General features: G+C 63.4%; 20 protein-coding genes, 2 pseudogenes and 1 riboswitch. Of the genes and pseudogenes, 12 read left to right on the top strand and 10 right to left on the bottom strand.

Translation table 11 applies throughout. The annotated features are described in order from the left end of the window. Positions 1-230, bottom strand: a pseudogene (locus ABR948_RS17725) (archaetidylserine decarboxylase); the annotation flags it as partial. 34 nt (positions 231-264) lie between these two features. On the opposite strand from ABR948_RS17725, the gene ABR948_RS17720 reads away from it, so the two are divergent. Continuing rightward, positions 265-1935 (top strand): aminotransferase class III-fold pyridoxal phosphate-dependent enzyme, encoded by a 1671-nt coding sequence (locus ABR948_RS17720; RefSeq protein WP_428120192.1) that lies wholly within the window; start codon positions 265-267, stop codon positions 1933-1935. 28 nt (positions 1936-1963) lie between these two features. Here the strand turns inward: ABR948_RS17720 and ABR948_RS17715 are convergent, their stop codons facing one another. From ABR948_RS17715 to ABR948_RS17705, 3 genes are all read right to left on the bottom strand, one after another. Beyond that, a complete protein-coding gene (locus ABR948_RS17715) occupies positions 1964-2581 on the bottom strand; it encodes a hypothetical protein (RefSeq protein ID WP_428120190.1) in 618 nt (205 codons plus the stop codon). A gap of 124 nt (positions 2582-2705) precedes the next feature. After that, entirely contained in the window at positions 2706-3392 is a 687-nt protein-coding gene (locus ABR948_RS17710; RefSeq protein WP_428120188.1) for a class I SAM-dependent methyltransferase, read from the bottom strand. A 121-nt stretch (positions 3393-3513) separates the two neighbouring features. Beyond that, positions 3514-4569, bottom strand: a complete 1056-nt coding sequence (locus tag ABR948_RS17705) for a glycosyltransferase family 4 protein (RefSeq protein WP_428120186.1) — start codon at positions 4567-4569, stop codon at positions 3514-3516. 282 nt (positions 4570-4851) lie between these two features. On the opposite strand from ABR948_RS17705, the gene ABR948_RS17700 reads away from it, so the two are divergent. The 3 genes from ABR948_RS17700 to ABR948_RS17690 all read left to right on the top strand — a co-directional run bounded on the left by ABR948_RS17700 (position 4852) and on the right by ABR948_RS17690 (position 8703). Continuing rightward, on the top strand, positions 4852-5541 hold the full coding sequence (locus ABR948_RS17700; protein WP_428120184.1) for a L,D-transpeptidase: 690 nt from the start codon (positions 4852-4854) through the stop codon (positions 5539-5541). 195 nt (positions 5542-5736) lie between these two features. Next, positions 5737-7305 carry a DUF4403 family protein gene (locus ABR948_RS17695; protein WP_428120182.1) on the top strand — a complete coding sequence of 523 codons (1569 nt, stop codon included), beginning with the start codon at positions 5737-5739 and terminating at the stop codon, positions 7303-7305. A gap of 183 nt (positions 7306-7488) precedes the next feature. Then, positions 7489-8703, top strand: a complete 1215-nt coding sequence (locus ABR948_RS17690) for an ABC transporter substrate-binding protein (protein WP_428120180.1) — start codon at positions 7489-7491, stop codon at positions 8701-8703. A 291-nt stretch (positions 8704-8994) separates the two neighbouring features. On the opposite strand, the gene ABR948_RS17685 is transcribed toward ABR948_RS17690, so the two are convergent. The 5 genes from ABR948_RS17685 to ABR948_RS17665 all read right to left on the bottom strand — a co-directional run bounded on the left by ABR948_RS17685 (position 8995) and on the right by ABR948_RS17665 (position 11907). Beyond that, positions 8995-9210 (bottom strand): dodecin family protein, encoded by a 216-nt coding sequence (locus ABR948_RS17685; RefSeq protein ID WP_428120178.1) that lies wholly within the window; start codon positions 9208-9210, stop codon positions 8995-8997. Between the two features lie 154 nt (positions 9211-9364). Next, positions 9365-9868 carry a PRC-barrel domain-containing protein gene (locus ABR948_RS17680; RefSeq protein WP_428120176.1) on the bottom strand — a complete coding sequence of 168 codons (504 nt, stop codon included), beginning with the start codon at positions 9866-9868 and terminating at the stop codon, positions 9365-9367. A gap of 159 nt (positions 9869-10027) precedes the next feature. Then, the gene (locus ABR948_RS17675) at positions 10028-10402 is read right to left on the bottom strand and encodes a PRC-barrel domain-containing protein (protein ID WP_428120174.1); all 375 of its coding nucleotides are present in this window, start codon (positions 10400-10402) and stop codon (positions 10028-10030) included. Between the two features lie 92 nt (positions 10403-10494). Beyond that, positions 10495-11169 (bottom strand): formyltransferase family protein, encoded by a 675-nt coding sequence (locus tag ABR948_RS17670; RefSeq protein ID WP_428120172.1) that lies wholly within the window; start codon positions 11167-11169, stop codon positions 10495-10497. A 69-nt stretch (positions 11170-11238) separates the two neighbouring features. Next, positions 11239-11907, bottom strand: coding sequence for a hypothetical protein (locus ABR948_RS17665; RefSeq protein ID WP_428120170.1), 669 nt, complete (start codon positions 11905-11907; stop codon positions 11239-11241). 169 nt (positions 11908-12076) lie between these two features. Between ABR948_RS17665 and ABR948_RS17660 the strand changes: the two genes are divergently transcribed. Both ABR948_RS17660 and ABR948_RS17655 read left to right on the top strand, forming a co-directional pair. Then, positions 12077-12823, top strand: coding sequence for a response regulator (locus ABR948_RS17660; protein ID WP_428120168.1), 747 nt, complete (start codon positions 12077-12079; stop codon positions 12821-12823). Then, positions 12820-14151, top strand: a complete 1332-nt coding sequence (locus ABR948_RS17655; protein ID WP_428120166.1) for an ATP-binding protein — start codon at positions 12820-12822, stop codon at positions 14149-14151. Before ABR948_RS17660 ends, ABR948_RS17655 begins: the two co-directional genes overlap by 4 nt. A gap of 11 nt (positions 14152-14162) precedes the next feature. On the opposite strand, the gene ABR948_RS17650 is transcribed toward ABR948_RS17655, so the two are convergent. Then, positions 14163-14363, bottom strand: a complete 201-nt coding sequence (locus tag ABR948_RS17650) for an LIM domain-containing protein (protein ID WP_428120164.1) — start codon at positions 14361-14363, stop codon at positions 14163-14165. Between the two features lie 282 nt (positions 14364-14645). Here ABR948_RS17650 and ABR948_RS17645 point away from each other — a divergent pair, with 282 nt between their 5' ends. From ABR948_RS17645 to ABR948_RS17620, 6 genes and pseudogenes are all read left to right on the top strand, one after another. Continuing rightward, on the top strand, positions 14646-15152 hold the full coding sequence (locus ABR948_RS17645) for a transglycosylase SLT domain-containing protein (RefSeq protein ID WP_428120162.1): 507 nt from the start codon (positions 14646-14648) through the stop codon (positions 15150-15152). Between the two features lie 56 nt (positions 15153-15208). Continuing rightward, positions 15209-15364, top strand: a riboswitch (TPP riboswitch). Continuing rightward, a complete protein-coding gene (locus tag ABR948_RS17640; RefSeq protein ID WP_428120160.1) occupies positions 15352-16392 on the top strand; it encodes an FAD-dependent oxidoreductase in 1041 nt (346 codons plus the stop codon). (Overlaps the previous riboswitch by 13 nt.) After that, complete coding sequence (thiS, locus tag ABR948_RS17635; protein ID WP_428120158.1) at positions 16383-16580, top strand: sulfur carrier protein ThiS; 198 nt, start codon at positions 16383-16385, stop codon at positions 16578-16580. Before ABR948_RS17640 ends, thiS begins: the two co-directional genes overlap by 10 nt. A 318-nt stretch (positions 16581-16898) precedes the next feature. Next, positions 16899-17681, top strand: coding sequence for a thiazole synthase (locus tag ABR948_RS17630; RefSeq protein ID WP_428120156.1), 783 nt, complete (start codon positions 16899-16901; stop codon positions 17679-17681). Continuing rightward, a pseudogene (locus tag ABR948_RS17625) lies at positions 17668-18338 on the top strand (thiamine phosphate synthase). The gene ABR948_RS17630 and the pseudogene ABR948_RS17625 overlap by 14 nt, the downstream one beginning before the upstream one ends. 147 nt (positions 18339-18485) lie before the next feature. Beyond that, a partial coding sequence (locus tag ABR948_RS17620) for a phosphomethylpyrimidine synthase ThiC (protein ID WP_428120154.1) occupies positions 18486-19126 on the top strand: 641 nt, incomplete at its 3' end.

The raw sequence follows: 19126 nt of genomic DNA, 5'->3' as shown, positions 1-19126 counted from the left end.
CGCGTAAAACAGTCGTGCAGGCTCTTGAATTCGGTCTTTTTGGCCTCGGACAGATCGAGATCGGAGAACATCCGCCAGCAGGCGATCGAGGCGTCGCGCACCAGCGGATTCTCGATCTTGCTGAACCAGCCCATGAACCGCGTCAGCGCCGCCCGCGGGATCCGGTTGGTCAACAGGAAGTTGAGGTCTTCCTGTTGCGTCAGGGCGGCGATCAGACCCCGGACTGTCATGATTCTGTTAGATGGACCGGCTAGCGCTGGTGGCATGGATTCGTCTCTCCCGATTCTGTCTTTATCCGCCGCGGCGGTCGCCGGCGCGGCCGTCGTCTTTCCGAAACTGCAGGCGCGCCTGGCGCTGTCGCGGGCCAAGCACCGCTCGCTGGCCGGACATTCCAAGATGTCGAGGCGGGTGGCGCGGCTGATCCCGTTCTATGAATTCGACGACCATGATTTCTTCCGTTCCGACGGCGCGCCCGACGCCGTCGCCACCCAGCGTCATGACGCCTTCTTCCGGCTCGCCGGCATCTACCAGGACCGCTTCGCCCGCAGCCGGCAGATGACACAGCAGGCCGCGGCGCACATCTCCGACCTGCAATTCACTGAAGCCTACCGGGTCCCGTTCCAGTACAGCCGGCTGGTGCGCGAGCACCTGGGAACCGGCGCGTTCATGGAATCCTCGGCGGGGGTCACGCTGACCGATCCCGACGGCAATGTGTTCTACGACCTGACCGGCTCGTATGGCGTCAACATCTTCGGCAACGACTTCTACAAGGAATGTATCGCCAAGGCGCAAGAGCGCGCCCAGGCGCTCGGGCCGGTGCTCGGATCCTACCACCCCGTCATCACCGACAATGTCACCCGGTTGTGCGAGATTTCCGGGCTCGACGAAGTCTCGTTCCACATGTCCGGCACCGAGGCCGTGATGCAGGCGGTGCGGCTCGCGCGCTATCACACACGCCGCAGCCATCTGGTGCGGTTCGCCGGCGCCTATCACGGCTGGTGGGGCGACGTGCAGCCCGGCGTCGGCAACCCGATTTCGCCGCACGAAACCTACACCCTCGCCGAAATGTCGGAGCGCACGCTGCATGTGCTGCGGACCCGGCGCGATATCGCCTGCGTGCTGGTCAATCCGCTGCAGGCGCTGCATCCCAACGCCGGAGCGCCCGCCGATTCCGCGCTGGCCGACAGTTCGCGCGCCGCCCGTTTCGATCGCGCGGCGTATACGCAATGGCTGAAAGCGCTGCGGGAAGTCTGCACCGAGCGCAACATCGTGCTGATCTTCGACGAGGTGTTCGTCGGCTTTCGGCTCGCCGCCGGCGGGGCGCAGGAATATTTCGGCGTGCGCGCCGACATGGTGACCTATGGCAAGAGCCTCGCCGGCGGGCTGCCGGTCGGCGCGGTCTGCGGGCGGAAGGACCTGATGCGGCGTTTTCGCGAGGATCACCCGGTCGATATCTGCTTTGCCCGCGGCACCTTCAATTCGCATCCCTACGTCATGACCGCGATGGATGAATTCCTCGGCCGGCTCGCCAGCCCCAATTTCCGCGCGGTCTATGACGGACTCGACGACACCTGGAACGCGCGCGCGAAGCAATTGAACGAGATGCTGGCCGCGCAGGATCTGCCGGTCCGGGTCGCCAATTTGTCGTCGATCTGGAGTGTCCATTATACCGAGCCGTCGCGCTACAACTGGATGTTTCAGTATTATCTGCGGGCCGAACAGCTGGCGCTGAGCTGGGTCGGGACCGGCCGCCTGATCTTCAGCCTGAACTACACCGACGCCGATTTCGCCGAGGTCGCCAACCGCTTTGTCGCCGCGGCCGTAAAGATGAAACAAGACGGCTGGTGGTGGCACGACGCCTCGCTCACCAACAAGAACATCCGCCGGCGAATCCTCAAAGAGATGCTGAAAAGAAAATGGCTGCGGCAAGCCTGACCGCAGCCATCTTTCGACCGGATACGTTTTAGGCGTGTTCGACGTGCTTCTCGAGGCCGGGATCGATCAGTTCGCCCTTCAGCAGGAACAGCGGCGCCTTGTAGTAGAGCCTGAGATCGCTGAACGGGTCGGTCAGGATTTTCGTCATCCAGACCAGACCGGTCTCGACGTCGCGGATGAAAAACAGATGGACGGTGCGGAACAACAGCCCGCCGATACCGATCGCGAGCCAGATCTTGGCGACCTGGCGCATGAAATCGGCCGGTGAGGCCCAGGGCGTGAAGATTCCGAACAGCGTCGGGTCGACATACAGCACCAGCGGCGACAGCGCCCAGATCGCCATCAGCACCACCTTGCGCTGCAGGTTGTAGCCGACCTTGATCTCTTCCTTGTGCTCATGGGTCGCCTGGTTGACGTGGTCATATCCCTTGGGCTCGAAGAAGAAATGGCCGGCCTGGCGCGAGGTCATGGAGACCAGCCAGCCGATCAGCGCGGCGATCACCGGATCGAAAAAGATCATCACATAACCGACCAGGAAACTCGCCGCACTGACGAAGTGCAGGCTCTGGTTGATCCGGCTGTGATGATAAAAGCGATGGTCGTCCCAGCGCTGGGTTCGCAATTGTTCTCGGAATTCCTTGATCATGCTTTCCCCCAAAAAAGGTGGTCGTTAATTGGTTTACAGCGATTCGATGTACGGCATGTGACATCATCATAATGACATATGACGTTTCGCAACGACGCGGGTACGATGGCGCCGCTCGCCCGAACTAGGCGGCGACCGCCGGTGGAAGCTTGCGGAAACGGATCAGCGAGAAGTGACCGAACGGCGGCACCGGGCGACGCTCGACCAGTTCCACCCCATGCGCCCCGGCCGCCCATTGGGTGTAACGCGACCACGCGAAATCGGTCCGGAAGCCGAGCTGGCGAACCACCGGCTGCAGCCGTTTCTCGATGAAGTGACGCATCCCCGCATCCGCGCTGACCCGGCTGAGCAGGATGATCTCGCCGCCCGGCCGCAGCACCCGCGCGAATTCGTCCATCGCCGCTTCCGGATTCGGCACCGCTGTCACGACATATTGCGCCATCACGACGTCGAAGGAATTGTCGGGAAATTCGAGCTTCTCCGCATCCATCACCGCGAGACCCTCGACATTCTTGAGGCGAAGCTCGGAAACCCGCGCCTTGGCCTTGCGCAGCATGCCCTCCGAAATGTCGGTGCCGAAGATGCGCAAATTGGGCGCGTATTGCGGCAACGAGATCCCGGTGCCGACGCCGACCTCGAGCACGCGGCCGCCGATATGGTTGGTCGCGGCGATGGCCGCCCGCCGGCCTTTGCTGAACACCCCGCCAAACACGAGGTCATAGATCGGGGCCCAGCGGTCATAGGCGGTCTCGACCATCTCGCGGTCGAAGTCCAGCGGTGTGGTTCCGTCAAGTTTGATGATCTCTGCCATGATATCCTTCGCTCGCTATTCCAGGTGATCCGATTGGTCTGCAAGTGGTCTGAATGTCAGTCTTGAACCTTGGCCTTGCACGTTAGCCTTGTACGTTAGCCTTGCACGTTGACTTTGCACGCTAGCCCTGCACGGCGCTTCTGCCGGCCAGACGGTGAGCCGGCCGCAGCGAGCGGCTCGGCTGCAACGCCGACAGATTGCCGATGAACTGCCTGGCGCTGTTTTCCCAGGAGCGTTCCAGCGCGAAATTCCGGCAGGTTTCGCGGGACATGCCGAGCGCGCGGATGCAGGCGCGGCGCAGGTCTTCGTCGAGCGCGCCGACGGGATGATCCGCGATCACGTCCAGCGGGCCCGTCACCGGAAACGCCGCGACCGGCGTCCCGCAGGCCAGCGCCTCGAGCTGCACGACGCCGAACGTGTCGGTGCGGCTCGGAAACACAAAGACGTCCGCCGCCGCCAGATGCGCCGTGAGATCCTTGCCGGTTTTCTCGCCGAGAAACCTGGCCTTCGGATAGCGGCGCTGCAACTCCGCGCGCTGCGGTCCATCGCCGACCACGACCTTGGAGCCCGGCAGATCAAGCGAAAGAAATGCCTCGATATTTTTTTCCACCGCGACCCGGCCCATGGTCATGAAAATGGGCCGCGGCAGATCGAGCTTCGCAGGCTCGTCGGGCACGAACAGCTGGGTGTCGACCCCGCGTCCCCAGAACCCGAGCTTCCTGAAACCCTTGGCGCTGAGTTCCTGCCGCAGCGAGGGTGTGGCGATCATGGTCATGGCGGCGGCGGCGTGAAAATGCCGCAGCACCGCGTAGCTGAACGAGGCCGGGATGATCGAGCGCACCGCGATGTATTCAGGAAAGCGCGTCGTATAGGACGTCGTGAACGCCAGTCCGTGGCGGCGGCAATAGGCCCGCACCGACCATCCAATCGGCCCCTCGGTCGCGATGTGAATGGCGTCCGGCGCCGCCGCCTCTATCCTGGCTGCGATCTTGCGCCGGTTCGGCAAGGCGATGCGCAGCCCCGGATAGGTCGGAAGGCCGACGGACGGAAACCCGTCGGGGGTCAGGAATTCAATGTCGGCCCCGAGCGTGGCGGCGCTACGCGCCAGCGAGGTCAGGGTACGCACCACGCCGTTCACCTGCGGGTGCCAAGCATCGGTCGCGATTAAAATCCGCATCGGGGAATCCAGGAGCGTTACTGATTCTTAATTTCCCGACGTTGTGCCAAGGATATTTCAAACGTGTGACGTCATGGACGCCGCAGGCCTCCTTTTCACAACGGCCGTGCCAATTTTCGTGTCCCGGTGACACAGGAATGAAACAATTCCTGAATCCGACCAAACCATTTTGGCCTTTTGGGGCAAATGTCCCGAAATGTTTCTGCTGTAGTGGTCGAGGTTAACGATGCACCGAATGGGTGCGCGAGCGATCCAACAGGGCTGTCAAACAGGGGCCATCAGATGTTCAATCCCAGGACCATCCGGCTGAATTGCCGCCGTGCCGCCGCCTTCGGGGCACTGGCGATCGGCGCCATCATGGTTTGCGGCGCCGCCACGGCCGCGCCATTGCCGCTGTTTCCGTTCTTCATGGAGCCGTCGGCTCCATCGGCCCCGCCGGCGGTGCAGTCGGCTCCAATAGAAGATGACACCGCCAGCGCCGAATTGCCGGCACGGCTGAAGCGCCAGATCGTCAGCTACGCCACGCGCGAGGCGCCCGGCACCATCATCATCGATACGCCCAACACCTATCTCTATTATGTGCTGGGCGGCGGTCAGGCGGTCCGCTATGGCATCGGCGTCGGCCGCGACGGCTTCACCTGGTCCGGCACCCAGTCGATCACCAAAAAGGCTGAGTGGCCGGATTGGACGCCGCCACCGGAAATGATCGCGCGCCAGCCCTATCTGCCGCGCCAGATGGCGGGCGGTCCCGGCAATCCGCTCGGCGCCCGCGCCATGTATCTCGGCGGCACCGTGTATCGCATTCACGGCACCAACGCGCCGGGGACCATCGGCACCCACGTGTCGTCCGGTTGCATCCGTCTCACCAATCAGGACGTCACTGATCTCTATGCGCGGGTCAACGTCGGCACCAAGGTGATCGTGCTGCCGATGGATCGCCGCGCCGACAATGCGGACCGCAAGCCGAGCTGATTCCGCAAGCCCGCCACAGAACAGACTCATCAATGAAAACGGCGTGTTGATCGCGCCGTTTTTGTGTCTGGCAGGAAACAAACGCCGGCATCGTCCCGACATTCGCCGGCCCTTCAATTTACCGGGATCGCCCCGCTCTGGCGTCGCCTGACCCCGCCCTATAGACTCGCCGGTTCAAATCAGTCCGGGGGGACGATGCGTCTGCCGATGCGGCTTAGGATAATTCTGCTTGCGACCGTGGTGGTCGCGGCCTCGTTTTTCGTCAGCCTGAAGGCGATGGACTGGCTGTCGGGGCGTGGCACGGTAGCAGCGCCGGTGCTTGCCGAATTGGCGCCGCTGCCACCGGCGCCCCGCATCTCCAGCATCATCGCAACGGTCTCGGTTTCGATACCGGCCATTCGCGACGCCGCCGACCGCGGCGCGCCGCGCAACTTCGCAGGCAAAGCCGACAACCCGGTGTCGCAGATTCTGCAGAACGCCGACATCGGCTGGACCGCGTCGCGGGGGCCGATCGCGGCCACCGGGGCGCAGGATGTGTTGTCGCTGACGACACCGCTGACGGGAAAGCTGAACGTGACCGGATCGCTGTCGTCGAAGGCGACGGGCGCGGTCGGCGACGCCCTCGGCGGCCTGCTCGGCGGCAACGTCGCCAAGCAAATCGGCAGCGTGAACATCAAGGCGCTCAATGCCAGCGCCGAGATCAAGGGCAATATCACCATCACCTCGCGGCCAAGGCTTGCCGCGGCCTGGCGCATCGAGCCGAATTTGGCCGGCCAGGTGACGCTCAGTGACAGCAGCCTGACGGTGGCAGGCGCCCGCGTCAACGTCCCGGCGCAGGTCAAGCCGCTGATCGACAAGAGCGTCGCCGATCAACTGGCCGCGGCCGGCGCGCGAATTCACAACGATGCCGCGTTCGAGCGCAATGCGCGGCTGCAATGGGCCAAGGCGTGTCGCTCGATTCCCCTGCAGGGCACCGCCGCCTCCTCATCCTTGCCGGCGCTGTGGCTGGAGCTGCGGCCGACCCGCGCCATCGCGGCGCAGCCACGCGTCGATGCATCAGCGGTCACGCTGACACTCGGCATCGAGGCGGAAACCCGCATCACGCCGACGCAGACCAGGCCCGACTGTCCGTTCCCGGAGAAGATATCGATCGTGCCGCCGATGTCATCAGGGGTCAGCGTCGGCATCCCGATCGACATACCTTTTAGCGACATCAGCAAGACCCTGGAGGCGCAGCTCGCCGGCCGCACCTTTCCGGAGGACGGCTCGGGCTCGGTCGACGTCGTCGTGAAGCGCGCATCGGTGGCGGCGTCGGGCAACCGGCTATTGATCTCGCTCTTGGTCAACGCCAGGGAGAAAAAGAGCTTGTTCGGCTTCGGCGGCGAAGCCACCGTGCATATCTGGGGCCGGCCGGTGCTCGATCAGGCGCAGCAGACACTGCGGCTGACCAATTTCGAACTCGCGGTCGAATCCGAAGCCGCGTTCGGGCTGCTCGGCGCCGCGGCACGCGCCGCCATGCCGCATCTGCAAAAAGCGCTGGGGGAAAAGGCGACCATCGACCTCAAGCCGTTGATCGGCAGTGCGCAAAAGAAGATCGCAACCGCGATCGCGGATTTCCAGAAGAACGAGGACGGCGTGCGGATAGCGGCCGACATCACCAGCCTGAACCTCGCCGACATCGCCTTCGATTCCAGGACGCTGCGCGTGATCGCGGAGGCCGCGGGCGCCATCAATGTCACCATCACCGCGCTGCCGGGGCTGTGACCAACCTGTTCTGCTTCAGCCGGCATCCAACAAAAGGTTGAGTACGGGCCCGCCCGCATTTTAATCAGCCCGGCGCGTTCCCTCGCCGCCTTCGGCTTTGCCGGCCGCTCTGAAGCCGGGTAAAAGACAGCCATAAGCCTCAACAAGAGCCAAGCCTCAACAAGAACCAAGGGAGATGAGACCATGAAATCGCTTGCAGCCATACTGGTGGCCGGCCTTGCTTTTGCCGTGTCCGGCAGTGCGGCGACCGCGCAAATTTCCGACGACGTCGTCAAGATCGGCGTGCTGACCGACATGTCCAGCCTCTATGCCGACTCGACGGGCAAGGGCTCGCTGGTCGCCGTCCAGATGGCTGTCGCCGATTATGGCGGCAAGGTGAAAGGCAAGCCCATTGAGGTGATCGTCGCCGATCATCAGAACAAGCCCGACGTCGGCGTCAATATCGCCCGCAACTGGTACGACAACGAGAAGGTCGACGCGATCTTCGATGTCCCGACTTCGTCGGTTGCGCTGCCGGTCTCGGCGCTGACCCGCGAGAAGAACAAGATCAACATCAATTCCGGCGGCGGCAGCTCCGATATCACCGGCGTCGCCTGTTCGCCCAATACCGTGCACTGGACCTACGACACCTATGCGCTGTCCAATGTCGCCGGCAAGGCGATGGTCAAGCGCGGCGAGGATACCTGGTTCTTCGTCACCGCCGACTACGCCTTCGGCATGGCGCTCGAGCGCGATGCCGCCAACGTCGTCAAGGAGAGCGGCGGCAAGGTGCTGGGCGATGTCCGCCATCCCCTGAACTCGTCCGATTTCTCGTCGTTCCTGCTGCAGGCCCAGGCCTCCAAGGCGAAGGTGATCGCGCTGGCCAATGCCGGCGGCGATACCACCAATGCGCTGAAGCAGGCGTCGGAATTCGGCATCACCAAGGGCGGCCAGAAGATGATCGCCCTGCTGCAGGAGATCACCGATACCCATTCGCTCGGCGCCCGGGAAACCCAGGGCCTGATCGTCACCGACGCGTTCTACTGGGACATGAACGACGAGACCCGCGCCTTCTCGAAACGCTTCAACGAGAAGGTCGGCCACATGCCCACCATGATCCAGGCCGGCCTGTACTCCGCGACCATGCATTATCTGAAGGCGATCGAGGCCATTGGCACCGACGAAGCCCCGAAGGTGATGGCGCAGATGCGGGCCACGCCGATCAACGATTTCTTTGCCAAGGACGGCAAGATCCGCATCGACGGCCGCATGGTCCACGACATGTATCTGTTCGAGGTCAAGAAGCCCGAGGAGTCGAAGAACGAATGGGATCTCTACAAGCTGCTCGCCACCGTCCCCGGCGACGAAGCCTTCCGTCCGCTCGACAAGGGTGGCTGCCCGCTGGTCAAGACGAATTGAGAAATATCTCCCTCTCCCCGCTTGCGGGGAGAGGTGAAGACAGTTGTTCGCATCAACAAAAGCGCGCCCGGCAAAACCGGACGCGCTTTTATTTCAGAAGCACGCGTAGCCCGGATGAGCGAAGCGATATCCGGGGTCTTTCTGCTGGTCCCGCATATCGCTGCGCTCATGCGGGCTACGGCTGGTACTTTTTGCCATGCTTCGAGACGCCGCCATGCGCGCTCCTCCCGCGATAACGGCGAAGCCGTTACGCGGGGATCAGGTCGTGATACATCCTGCCCCGACTACGGCTCAGGCTCCCTCGAATTTGAACGAGACTTTTAATTTGGCGCGGTAGGCTTCTATCTTTCCCTTGGCATCCAATTGCAGATCGAGCTGGACCACCTCGGCCACGCGCAGCTCGCGGAGAGATTTTCCGGCCCGGTTGACGGCCGCCGCGGACGCCTTTTCCCAGGATTCCTTGCTGGTGCCTATCAGCTCGATAACCTTGTAAACGCTATCAGCCATATCGTCCTCCCGTTCGGTATTAGGCAGGACGCAGGTGCGCCTGCCGGCGGCAAGCGTAACATCGCGATACCAGCGCTGAAAGGCGCAATCCGGCAAGGCAAAGCGCGCCCGGCGAGGCCGGACGCGCTCTTGAACCCGATCGATTGAACGCGGCTTACATCGAATATTTGAACTCAGGCATCGCCTTCAGCTCATCCCTGGTCGCGTTGAACAGAGCATGATCCGGATACCACGGACTGGGCTTCGATGCCGTCGCCGTGGCCGCAGAGCCCGTCGTTGTCGTCGACATCGGCTGGCTGTTGTTTCCGGCCGTACCGGTATAGGCGACCGGCTCGTTGACGAATTTGATCTTCTCGAAGGGTATCGCGACCAAATGCTCGCCGACGCCGAGAATACCGCCGACGCCGATCACCACCGCCTTGATGTTCCCGCTCCTGTCGGTGAGCAGATCGTTGATCGAGCCGACGTTCTGATTGTTGTCGTTATAGACATAAAGGCCGACCAGCTTAGACGCGCGCCAGTCGCCCTGGAACGAGGAAGACATCGTCGAGGGCGCCATGTTGCTGCGGTCGGTGGTCGCGGTCGGAGTTTGCGCAAACGCAACGGACGCAAGCAACACCGACGCGGCCAAAGCGACCGGGATATATTTTACCGACATATGTTTTCTCCCTGATATCAAATGGTCTGGAGAGAACACGTCACCACACATGCCGTTCCAATTTGTCGCGCTTTTCGATTGCTGCGCTGCAGATGATCAACAAGGTCTCGCATCGACCTGGTTCCGTGGAACACATCAGGGCCTTGGCACGATGTTCGATCAGAAGCCGCCCCAATAGGGCGGGATGCCGTAGTAGCGATGCAGTTCGGTTTCCTGCGAACGATCGCCCCAGTCAAAGTCCGCATCGGCGCGGAACGACGGCGCGCGCCGCAGTTCGTCATCGTCGATGTCGAGCTGGTAGGCTTCGAACCTGGTGTTGTAGGTGAGGCGCGCCCAGGGCAGCGGCAGCAGATTGGTTCCCATGCCAAGGAAGCCGCCGAAACTGAGGATGGCGTAGGATACCTTGCCGCTGATCTTGTCGATCATCAGCCGCTCGATATGGCCGATTCTTTCGCCGTTTGGCCTTCGCACCGCGGTACCTTCGACGCGGTCGCTGGCAATCAGCTGGTGCGATCTTGTCTTGAGGTCGGTCATCATCACCCTCCCTCCGGGTTGATGAGCGGAACCAACGCGTCAGCCGCCGTCCGGTTCCAGCGCGGCCGTCATAGGCCCGGCGCCCGGGCGGCCTACCGCGGCTGGGGCGATACCGCGCGAAACTCGATGCCGTGCAGATTGATCGTTGGCGCGATACCGAAATGATTGCCGCCAAACACCTTGATGCGCCGGTCGAGCTCAGGCTTCGAAATGTCGAGGGGAATGTCGCAGATCGCGCGATAGGCGCGGCGGGAATATTTCGTGGCGCCCCATTTGATCGGACGCGTCGGCGGCGGTTCCGGATTGGTGACCAGCCATTTCGACAGGCGCCAGAACAAATGCGCGAGATGCGCATAGGCCAGCCCCTCCAGGCCAAGCACCGAGATACCGGCCGGGATCGGAAACAGCGCGACGTCGATGATCGGGCCCGCATCGACCTGTTCGACCATGACATGGGCGGTGACGCCGAATTCCGTGACCTGATCGTAAAGCGCGAAATGCGCGGGCGCCCAACCGGGATAGCTCGGCGGACCGGGATGAAAATTGAATGCGCCGTAGCCAAGCCGGGCGAGAATGCTGGCGGGCACGATTTCGGGCGTCACGAACGCGACCAGCCGCCCCCGCGCCAGCTGATCCAGACTGAGCGCGGCCAGATCGTCGCGGGTCTCGACCGCGATCACCGTCAGCAGCGGATTGTGCGCCTGCAATAGCGACCGCAATACCGATCGCTCAGCCGCACCCGCAAGAAGAATAATGGTATCGAGCATGCGTTCTGCGGTTTGCTGCCGCCGTTTGATGCGCTGACCGGTATCAGGTCTTTGGATCAGCTCTTTGGGTCAGGTCTGGTAGTTGATCAGAAGCGAAATCGAGGAAATGCTGCCGGCGGCGGCGGATCCGCTCGCGCCATAGGATGAGGACGACGAGGACGACAGCGAATCCTGCAGCGATTGGAGAAACTGCTGCAGGACATTGTCAGTGGAGCTGCTGCTCGATGAGCTGCTGGTACTGCTGGTGCTGCTCGTCGATGACGAACTGTTTGTCGACGTCGTCCCGCCATGGCCGCCATGGTGATGGCCGTGGTGGACCGAACCGGTGCTGTCCGAACTGCCGGTCTGAGCCGCAGCGGTGAGAGCGGATGCCGCATTCGCACCGTCGGGCGGAGGTGGCGCGCCGGCGCCGTTGGCGAACGCCGCCGTGAACACGCCTTGCAATTCGGTGGCCTGCGCGCTGGTCAACTTACCGCTGGCAACTTCGCCGGCGATCAGGGTGTTGATCTTCGACTGCAGATCGCCGGGAGACGAATTCGTGCTGCTGGAGGAGCTTGAACTGCTGGCGCTGCTGCTGCCGCCTTGCAGCGCGGAATTGATATCCGTCAGCGCGGAAGACAACGCGCTCTGGTCGGACGAACTGATGGTGCCGGAGGAGACTTCGGTCTGCAGCTGATTCTCCAGCTGCTGCAGCGGCGACAGGTAATTATTGTTGGAGGTCGCGGAGATTGAGGTCATGATGGCTCCCAAGGTTCTTGCCCTGCGCCGCGACATTAAGGTTAATGTTGTTAACGAATTCTTCTTATCGCACCCCTGGGCCTGTTGCCCGGTGTTGCGTGGTTAACTTCAGAAACATTCGGAAACAAATCTATCGTCAGTTGCCACGAATCTCAGGCAAAGACTCCGCATGGCCACGGCAGCATCGAACATTCTTGTCGTTGAAGACGACCGCGAGACGCGGGCGCTGATCGCGAAATACCTGCGCAGCAACGCCTGCAACGTGATGACGGCAAACGACGGCCGCGAGATGGCCCGGACGATGACCGATCATCGCGTCGACCTTGTCATCCTCGACGTGATGCTGCCGGGCGAGGACGGCCTCAGCCTGTGCCGCAAGATCCGCGCGGAATCGCAGATACCGATCATCATGCTCACCGCGCGCGGCGAGGACGTCGATCGCATTCTCGGACTGGAGATGGGCGCCGACGACTATCTGGCCAAGCCGTTCAATCCGCGCGAATTGCTGGCGCGGATCAATGCGGTGCTGCGCCGCCAGGCGGCCGCCCAGACGGTCAGCGCCGCCAACGGCGCGACCGCCCTCACCTTTCTGGGCTGGCGGATCGATCTTCGGCTGCGGGAGTTGCGCAATCCGGCGGGCGCGCGGGTGGCGATGACCAGCGCCGAATTCGACCTGCTGCGAACCTTCTGCGAGCGGCCGGGCCGCGTGCTGTCGCGCGACAGCCTGCTCGATCTCACCCAGGGGCGCAACGCCGGCTCGTTCGAACGCAGCATCGATGTGCTGGTCAGCCGCATCCGCCGCAAGATCGAGCCTGATCCGCAGGACGCCACCATGATCAAGACGGTACGCTCCGGCGGCTATATGTTCACCCCGGCGGTGGATCCGATCGCGGTCGCTGCAGACGGCGCGTCATGAAGCTGCTCGGTTTCCTGAACCTGAAGAATATCAGCGGACAGATCGCGGCCCTCGTGGTCGCCTCGATCGTCGCCATCCACCTGATTCTCACGACCACCTTTTTCTTCAGCCGGCCGGACCAGCCGGATCCCGGGATCGACCGCGGTCACGCCCAGTTTGCCGCGGCCATGCAGCTTCTCGGCGCCGCACCCGCGGCCGAGCGGCCACGGCTTGGCGCCGACATCGCGCGGGCATTTCCGCAGCTCGACATCGAAAGCCTGCCGCCGGGCCCGGTTCCCGCGGCGAGCGATACGGATGGCCTCGACCTGCGCGGCCTGCATCGCCGGCTCGACAGCAGCTACCGGATCTTCCCGCTCGCGGGAGACAGCCACCGGGTCGGCATCGCGCTGCCGGACGGCGCGATGATCTCCGCGAGGATCCTGCCGGATCAGCGGCAACGTCCTCCGTTCTGGGGCGGACCGTGGATGCTGACATTGCTGTTCGCCATCGTCAGCGTCAGCCTGCTCGGGCTGTGGGCGGCCCGGGCCCTGACCGCGCCGCTGTCGTCGTTCGCGAAGGCCGCCGAAAGCTTCAGCCTGAATGGCGCCGCGCCGCCGCTGCCGGAGCGCGGTCCCGAAGAAATCCGCTCCGTCGCCAAGGCGCTGAACCGGATGCGCGAACGGATCACGACCCTGATCGACGACCGCACCAAGATGCTGGCCGCGATCAGCCATGACCTGCGGACCCCGATCACCCGGATGCGGCTGCGCTCGGAATTCATCGAGGACGACATCCATCGCCACCGCATGCTTGGTGATCTCGACCAGATGCGATCGATGCTGGAATCGGTGCTTTCCTTTTTGCGCAACGACCGCAAGCTCGAAGCCATGACGCTGGCCGACATCGCCTCCACGCTGCAGCTGATCACCGACCAGTTCACCGACATGGGACACAAGGTCACCTATGACGGCCCCGAGCACGCCATGGCGACGGTGCGGCCGGACGATCTGCATCGCAGCGTCACCAACCTCGTCGAGAACGCGGTCAGGTTCGGCGCGGTGGCCACGATACGCCTCAACGTGTCGCCGGATACCGTGACGATCGAGGTCGAGGACGACGGTCCCGGCATTTCCGATGCGCGCAAGGATGTGATGCTGGAACCCTTCATGCGCGGCGACGAGGCCAGGAACATGGACGAGGCCCAGGGTTTCGGCCTCGGGCTTTCGATCGCGCGCAGCATCGTGCTGGCACATGGCGGCCAGCTTTCGCTCAACGACCGCCAGCCGCATGGGCTGATCGTTCGCATTGAGCTGCCGGTTCGCCAGCCCAACCGGCTATCGGCGGCGTGAGCACGCTTTGTTCAAGCCGCGAGCGCCTCGCCGTCCTGCTGCGCCTCGTCGAAAAAGGCCACCGCCTCGAACCGGTAGTCGCAGGCCCAGCAGTGCCAGAGATAGGCCGCGCGGCGCGGGCCGGCTTCGATCCATTCCGGGGCCGATATCGGCTTGCCGCATTGGGCGCAGGGATTTCCGAGCGGCAAAGAGCCGGGGTCGATGCTGGCCATGATGCGTCTCCCTTTTTGCTTTTTGTTTGAAGCGAATTGTTTGAAGCGAGTTGAACGCGGTTGGGACAGGTTTGCTGTCGGATGCCACCGCTCCGTCGCGTCGCAAATTCTGGGAGAGCATTGAGTCTTTTGAACGACGAAGCGTCGCGATGTCGTCGCTTTGGGAATGCCGGATTTTGGCCACATCAATGCCCGGTAAGTGTGGCAAGCGGGATCGGTCTAAGGATTCCACACCACCAGAACCCGCGGCGTCGAAGGCCATTTCCCCGAGGCTGTTTTCCAATGAAACGACTGTTATCGCTGGCCTGGCTCGCCGCCATCGCGGCGCTGTTATTGCCGGACATCGCGCTGGCGGGGCACGCCGAATATGATGCGCTGGTTGCAAAGCACGCCAAGGCCAATGCGGTGCCGGAAGCGCTGGTGCACCGCGTGATCGTGCGGGAAAGCCGCTATCAGCCAGATCTGGTCGGGCGCGGCGGCACCATCGGCCTGATGCAGATCAAGCTTTCGACCGCGCGCAGCCTGGGCTACACCGGGACCGCCGAAGGGCTGCGCGATCCCGAAACCAATCTCACCTATGCGGTGAAATATCTCGCCGGCGCCTTCCGCGCCGCCAACGGCGATCACACCCGCGCCGTGGGCTACTACGCCAGCGGCTATTACGCGGCCGCCAAACGCCAGCGCCTCGAACATGGCAGGCATCCCGAACCGCTACTCGCCAGCGCACCGCCGAAACAGGCGGATAAAAGCCCGGCTGACGCTGGTGCCGAGCAGGATCCCGCACAGTAAGCCGGTGCAAACCGGCGACGCGCGCGTTGACACCCCCCCGCATCGGATTACATTAGCCCTGTTCCGAGGGGAGCTCCGATGAGGAGCTGAGAGACCGCACGCTCAAACCCTGTTGTCAGGATGCAAATCCTGCGCGCAGAGCGCGAGACCGCGGTGACCCTTTGAACCTGATCCGGGTCATGCCGGCGAAGGGACAGGGATGTATCAGAGTTCAGACCCACAGCGCGGGCGTTCGCCCGTAGCAGCGCCAGAGCAATCCCCCGTTGCCGTGATCGGCGCCGGGATAGCCGGCGCATGGCAGGCGCTGCTGTTCGCGCAGGCCGGCCACGCCGTCACGCTGCATGAGCGCAGCGACGCCGACATGACGCAATCGACCAGCTACTGGGCCGGCGGCATGCTCGCGCCCTGGTGCGAGGCCGAGACCTCGGAACCCCTGATCACCAGGCTCGGCATCCGCTCGCTCGATCTGTGGCGTGAGCATTTTCCGCAAACGCCATTCAACGGCTCGCTGGTGGTGGCGCATGCGCGCGACCGCGCCGATTTTGAGCGTTTTGCCAAACTCACATCCGGCCATCGCCGGCTCGACGCGCGCGGCCTCGCCGGGATCGAACCGTCGCTGGAGGACCGCTTCCGCGACGCCCTGTTCTATGCCGACGAGGGCCATGTCGAGCCGCGGCGCGTGCTGCCGCAATTGCATGCGCGCCTGGCCGCGGCCGGCGGCACCATCCAATTCAACAGCGACGCGAAGCCCGACGAACTCGACGGCATCGTGATCGACTGCCGTGGCCTCGCCGCCCGCGACAGCCAGCCGGAGCTGCGCGGCGTCAAGGGCGAGATGATCATCGTCGAAACCTCCGAGGTCGAACTGGCGCGCCCAATTCGGCTGATCCATCCGCGCTGGCCGCTCTACGTGATTCCGCGCGGCGACAACCGCTTCATGCTCGGCGCCACCTCGATCGAGGCCGAGGACACCGGCGTCAGCGTGCGTTCCGCGCTGGAACTGCTGGGCGCGGCCTATGCGGTGCATCCGGCCTTCGCCGAGGCGCGCATCCTCGAATTCGGCTCCGGGCTGCGCCCGGCCTATCCGGACAATCTGCCGCGCATCGCGGTTCATAACGACAAGATCGCGGTCAACGGACTTTATCGCCACGGCTTCCTGCTGGCGCCGGCGCTGGCGGAGCTGACGCTCGGCTATGTCGCACGCGGCGTGATCGACAATGAGGTGATGCAATGCGCGTGATCGTCAATGGCGAAGCGCGCGAGATCGCCTCGAGCCGCGTCGACGCGCTGCTCGGCGAACTCGAATATCAGGGCACGCATTTTGCGGTCGCGCTGAACTACGACGTGCTGCCGAGGAGCCAATGGGCGCAGACGCCGCTCAAGACCGGCGACGAGATCGAGATCATCACGCCACGGCAGGGAGGGTGAGATGGGTGAATTTTGTTCAACTCTCGTTCGCGCAAACTCTCTCCACGTCGTCCCGGCGAACGCCGGGACCCATAACCACCGGCGGTCGTTGTTACCAAAGCTCTCTAACCGTATGCCTCAACGAAACGACACGGCGTATGGGTCCCCGCTTTCGCGGGGACGACGAGTTGAGGGGGAGTCGGCCCATCACATTCAGCCGTCATCGTCCGGCTTGACCGGACGATCCAGTACGCCGCGGCTTCTCGATTCAGCCTCAGGCGCTTCTGGAATACTGGATCCCCGCTTTCGCGGGGATGACGAACTGTGGGATTTGATACCATGCTGAAATTCTACGACCGCGAATTCTCCTCGCGCCTGCTGATCGGCAGCGCGCTGTATCCGTCGCCGGCGATCATGCAGGCGGCGATCCGGGCGTCGGGCGCGCAGATCGTCACGGTGTCGCTGCGGCGTGAAAGCGCCGGCGGCAAGACCGGCGATGCGTTCTGGTCGCTGATCCGCGAGCTCGATGTGACAGTATTGCCGAACACCGCGGGCTGCCGCAGCGTGCGCGAGGCCGTGACCACGGCGAAGCTGGCGCGCGAATTGTTCGGAACGTCCTGGATCAAGCTGGAAGTAATCGCCGACAACGACACGCTGCAGCCCGATGTGGTCGGCCTGGTCGAAGCCGCCGACATCCTGATCAAGGACGGGTTTGAAGTATTTCCCTATTGCACCGAGGATCTCAGCGTTGCGATGCGGCTGGTCGATGCCGGCTGCAAGGTGGTGATGCCATGGGCGGCGCCGATCGGCAGCGCCAAGGGCATCACCAATCGCGACGCGCTGAAACTGCTGCGCGACCGCCTGCCTGATATCACGCTGGTGGTCGATGCCGGCCTGGGCGCGCCCAGCCATGCCGCGCAGGCGCTCGAACTCGGCTACGACGCCGTGCTGCTCAACACCGCGATCGCCAAGGCCGCCGACCCCGTCGCGATGGCGTCAGCCTTTAAATCCGGCGTCGAGGCCGGACGCACCGCCTATCAAGCCGGGCTGATGGAAGCCCGCGACTTCGCCTCTCCTTCCACTCCAGTCATCGGGACCCCGTTCTGGCATGCCGTATCCTGATCGCAACGCGTATCCTGATCGATTTTATCCTGTCGTCGATACCGTCGCCTGGGTCGCGCGGCTGGCGCTGCTTGGGGTCGGCACGATTCAGTTGCGCGCCAAGGGCCTCGACGAGTCCGACGCACTGCAGACCGTGCGCGACGCGATCGATCCGACGCACTGCAGACCGTGCGCGACGCGATCGAGATCATCAAGGGCACCGCGGCCAAGCTCGTGGTCAATGATTACTGGCGCGCGGCGATCGCGGCCGGCGCCAAACATCTGCATCTCGGCCAGGAAGATTTGGCCGAGCTTGCCGATGCCGACCTCAAGGCGATCCGCGACGCAGGATTGACGCTCGGCCTGTCCACCCATGATCACGCCGAACTGGAAACCGCCTTGCGCGTAAAACCCGACTACATCGCGCTCGGGCCGATCTTTCCAACCACGCTGAAATCGATGCGCTTCGCGCCGCAGGGCATTCCGAAAATCACCGAATGGAAAAAGCGCATCGGCGACATCCCACTGGTCGCGATCGGCGGCATCAAGCTCGAGCAGGCGCGCGAGATCTTCGCCGCCGGCGCCGATTCGATCGCCGTGGTCAGCGACATCACCCAGAATCCCGAGCCCGACGCGCGCGTGCGCGCCTGGCTCGGACTAAACGCGGAGGCCGCGTGATGATTTCGAAATTAGCCCAGCCGTCATTGCGAGGAGCGCAAGCGACGAAGCAATCCATCTTTCAGCGGCTTCGTAGCCATGGATTGCTTCGCTGCGCTCGCAATGACGATCAACACCTCGACAGATAGAAATTCAAAGGAGGATCCCATGAACATTCGCTCCAATCCCGACACCACGCTTCCCGCCGTGACCACCGGCCCGCTGGCCTCGTCGCGCAAGATCTTTGTTGCGCCGGACGAGGCGCCTGATCTGCGCGTGCCGCTGCGCGAGATCATCCTCAGCGAAGGCGCCGGCGAGCCGAATCTGCCGGTCTATGACACCTCGGGCCCCTATACCGATCCGGCCGTGACCATCGACGTCAATGCCGGACTGTCGCGCCCGCGCATCGCCTGGGTGAAAGAGCGCGGCGGCGTCGAGGAATATCAGGGCCGCGACATCAAGCCGGAGGACAACGGCAATGTCGGCGCCTCGCATGCGGCGAAATCGTTCAATGCGCATCACAAGCCCCTGCGCGGCGTCGGCGATCACATGATCACGCAGCTTGAATTTGCCCGCGCCGGAATCATCACCAAGGAGATGATCTACGTCGCCACCCGCGAAAATCTCGGCCGCAAGCAACAACTCGAACGCGCCGAAGCCGCGTTGGCCGACGGCGAAAGCTTTGGCGCCTCGGTGCCGGCGTTCGTGACGCCGGAATTCGTCCGCAGTGAAATCGCCCGCGGCCGCGCCATCATCCCCTGCAACATCAACCACGGCGAACTCGAGCCGATGATCATCGGCCGCAATTT

The organism is Bradyrhizobium sp. (assembly GCF_050014615.1).
Lineage (GTDB): Bacteria > Pseudomonadota > Alphaproteobacteria > Rhizobiales > Xanthobacteraceae > Bradyrhizobium.
This window is presented reverse-complemented; position numbering and strand designations above follow the sequence as displayed.